This window comes from Microvirga tunisiensis (assembly GCF_009296175.1).
Classification (GTDB): domain Bacteria; phylum Pseudomonadota; class Alphaproteobacteria; order Rhizobiales; family Beijerinckiaceae; genus Microvirga; species Microvirga tunisiensis.
Genome location: NZ_VOSK01000530.1, coordinates 1 through 3,150 on the forward strand (window position 1 = coordinate 1; position 3,150 = coordinate 3,150).

Sequence of the window (3,150 nt, forward strand, 5' to 3'; positions counted from 1 at the left end):
AGGCGAACAATGTTGGTAGTCTCGGTCATGACGTATCGCTCTCCTGAAGAGGTTCTGGCAGGCTCGACACCCGCCTCGATACGTCGCCTTTCTCAAACCGTCATCACCCACATTCCGGCATAGGTCCAACGCGAATGCACTCAGAGCCTTGTCCCATCCTGCTGGCCTCCCTTGTCCGGTTAGGGTCTGCTAGGCTGTCGAAGGAGATGACGTGCGGCCTCTTCAAGAAGCCCGTCACAGGTGCAGCACATGCAAGCACCTCACCATCACTCAGATCAGAACCGCCCTCATTTCCTCAAAGCATTCGAAACTTTTCCGCTCTCGTCAAAGTAAAAAGTCAGTCTATGGCTCGCTTTGCTTGAAAAGTTTGATCTATGTTTATGTGAAGACGGTTAACATAAACATAGATTGAGAATGCTAAAGAAAATCATCGAAATTGTACGCGTATGCGGGAACAGCTTTCGCATTTGGGGTATTGATTGATTGCCGAAGGATATCGGGACTTTCCTGAGGCTTCTTCATTTTCACTCCCTCTGACTGGCAGGAGATCGTTCGCGGTCTCCTGCTTCTTTTAGCAGCGGTGCGGTCGGAGAACGTGACAGGTGGGAGCCGAAGGACACCCCGAGAGAGTGGAGCACCATCATTAGGATCACTGATGCCCAAGTTGTCGTGCGTCGGATGGCAGTAACAACTCAGGATGCTGATTACACGGAGGCTGAAATGCCTCGTTACTTCTTTCATCTTCGCTCGGAGGACAACTTAGTGTGGGACGAAGAGGGGGTTGATTTACCCGACCCTCTGACAGCCCAAGGAGCGGCTGACAAAACCGCAGCAGAACTCCGGGGTGGACTGCTCCATCAGGTACGGCATGACTCCTGCTGGATGGTCGCAGTCACCGACGAAAGCGGCGAGATCATCCATACCGTGGCGCTCTGATCCCGCATTCGGTCGCAAAAGGCACCAGCTTTGAACCGAGCCGTTTGGTGGTCGCCGGTTCCATTGCTCCCGATGTAAGGAAGCGCTTGGTTTCCGTGTCTTTGAATCGAAGCCTGTAGGACGGGCGTATTCTGACGCACACTTCGGCCCCGTGCGAACAAGCCGATCAGGGTGGAGGGCATTATATGGTGGCAAGAAAAGCCCTCGCCCTTCCTATCATTAGCCTTAATGCTGCGTGGTTGCCTTTCTAACTGTGCTCCCATTTCTCGTCGGCTCTGTCAGCGCCTCTGCCCAAACAGAGGTCGATCTGGCCCTGGTGCTGGCCGTCGATGTGTCCCTATCAATGGAGTTTGAAGAGCAGGAGTTACAACGGCAGGGCTTCGTCGAGGCATTCCGATCCACGGAGGTCCACAACGCCATCCGCAAAGGTGCCATCGGTCGCATCGCCGTCATGTATGTCGAATGGGCTGATGCTTCCCTTCAGGAGATCGTCGTTCCCTGGTACGTGATCGAGCCTCCCGCAGACGGGCTCAAATTCTCTGCGAGTCTTGCTGGACACTCGATTCTACGCGGCAGGCACATGTCTATATCGAGCGCTATTGATTTCGGCGTGTTGAAGCTTCGCGAAAGTCAGGTTCATGCGTCCCGTCAGGTCATCGATATCTCTGGGGATGGGGTCAATAATCAGGGTCGGATGGTGACCAAGGCCCGCGACGAAGCCATAGCGCAAGACATCACCATCAATGGATTGCCGATCATGCTGAAACGACCCAATCCCGATGGCTCGGGATTGGAGAGCCTGGACCGCTACTTTCGGGAATGCGTCATTGGTGGCTCGGGGGCCTTCTTGATCCCGCTCAGGACGCGGAGTCATTTCGCCGAGGCGATCAGAGAGAAGATCGTCCGGGAGGTCGTGGACTTGCCCCAGTTCCAGTCATTGAACCAGCTTGCCCGCGATGACCGGTCCCGGTGCTTCCATGATCCCTGTTCCGAAGAGGGGTCATTTTGTTGAAGCTGCCATGATGGACACATCTGTGGGCCGTTCGCCACGGCAGCTTGAATGATCGTGCTTTGGGTCAGCCAATGCGCTGAGCCACCCAGTCGTGCGCCTCATCCAAGTCGGTGAAAATCGGGTGAGCCGGTCCGTCTAAACGGCCAAAGCCATGTTCCAGATACCAGCACCCTACTTTTCTGCCATGCAGGTCCGACAACCGCACCAACACCGCCACGAGCCGGTTACCGGCAAACACGAGGCAGCCCTCGTCATCGGGAGCATGCGTGTCTACGGTGACCCGTTGAAAGCTAAGTTTTATTCAATCTCCCAGCACTGCCGCAAGTGAACGCCCAATGGTGCGCATCTGCTCAGCAGCGATATGGACAACAATCCTACTGATCAGGAGCCTTGGGCTCACTCTTAGCGCATAGCCACAACACGGGTGTGTCTGGTAACATCACGTTCCGGTGATGGAGGGTGGCCATGCCCACCCCATTCGTTCTGAAGCTTAAGTATGGCGCTGGGCTCTCCGACCAGGACCGGCAGGTACTGGAGCAGGCCGTCTGGGACGTGCGGCAGTTCAAGCCCCGGCATGATGTGATCCTTGAAGATGGCAGCCCTGAAAACGTCCACGTGATCCTGGAGGGCTTTGCCTGCCGCTACAAGCTCCTGCCGGATGGAGGTCGCCAGATTATGGCTTACCTTGTTCCGGGTGACTGCTGTGATCTGCACGTTCCGATTCTGAGCAAGATTGATCACACCATAGGGACCCTCACCGCCTGCAAGGTTGCATTGCTGCCCCACACGGTGATCGAGACCATAACCGCCCAGTCCCGGAACATCACCCGTGCTTTGTGGTGGTCAACGCTGGTGGATCAAGGCACCCTGCGGGAGTGGCTGGTCAACATGAGCCGCAGACCTGCCGACAAACGGCTGGCCCATCTATTGTGCGAGTTGCTGGTGCGACTTCAGGCGGTTGGGCTCGCCACTGACAACAGCTTCGTGCTGCCGCTGACGCAACGGCAACTCGCCGACACGCTGGCCATGACGGGAGTGCATCTCAACCGCATCGTGCGACAACTCCGGTTAGATGCGCATTGCATCGCCTGAATTGCTCCCTGATTTTGGATCGTTGCCTCATCTGATTTGCTCCCGAGCTCTGGCGAGCTGCGGGGGCGATGATGAGGCAGGTGAGCATGACAACACGCAATGAGCTGATC

Annotated in this window: 3 protein-coding genes; all 3 read left to right on the top strand. The window is 56.2% G+C overall.

Annotated elements, in window-relative coordinates; genetic code table 11:
* Positions 1 to 720 precede the first annotated feature (720 nt).
* The 3 genes from FS320_RS40705 to FS320_RS40715 all read left to right on the top strand — a co-directional run bounded on the left by FS320_RS40705 (position 721) and on the right by FS320_RS40715 (position 3,040).
* A complete protein-coding gene (locus FS320_RS40705) occupies positions 721 to 936 on the top strand; it encodes a DUF6894 family protein (protein ID WP_152718211.1) in 216 nt (71 codons plus the stop codon).
* 253 nt (positions 937 to 1,189) lie between these two features.
* The gene (locus tag FS320_RS40710; RefSeq protein WP_338105684.1) at positions 1,190 to 1,948 is read left to right on the top strand and encodes a DUF1194 domain-containing protein; all 759 of its coding nucleotides are present in this window, start codon (positions 1,190 to 1,192) and stop codon (positions 1,946 to 1,948) included.
* A 465-nt stretch (positions 1,949 to 2,413) separates the two neighbouring features.
* A complete protein-coding gene (locus FS320_RS40715) occupies positions 2,414 to 3,040 on the top strand; it encodes a Crp/Fnr family transcriptional regulator (protein WP_162003580.1) in 627 nt (208 codons plus the stop codon).
* Positions 3,041 to 3,150: the final 110 nt, after the last annotated feature.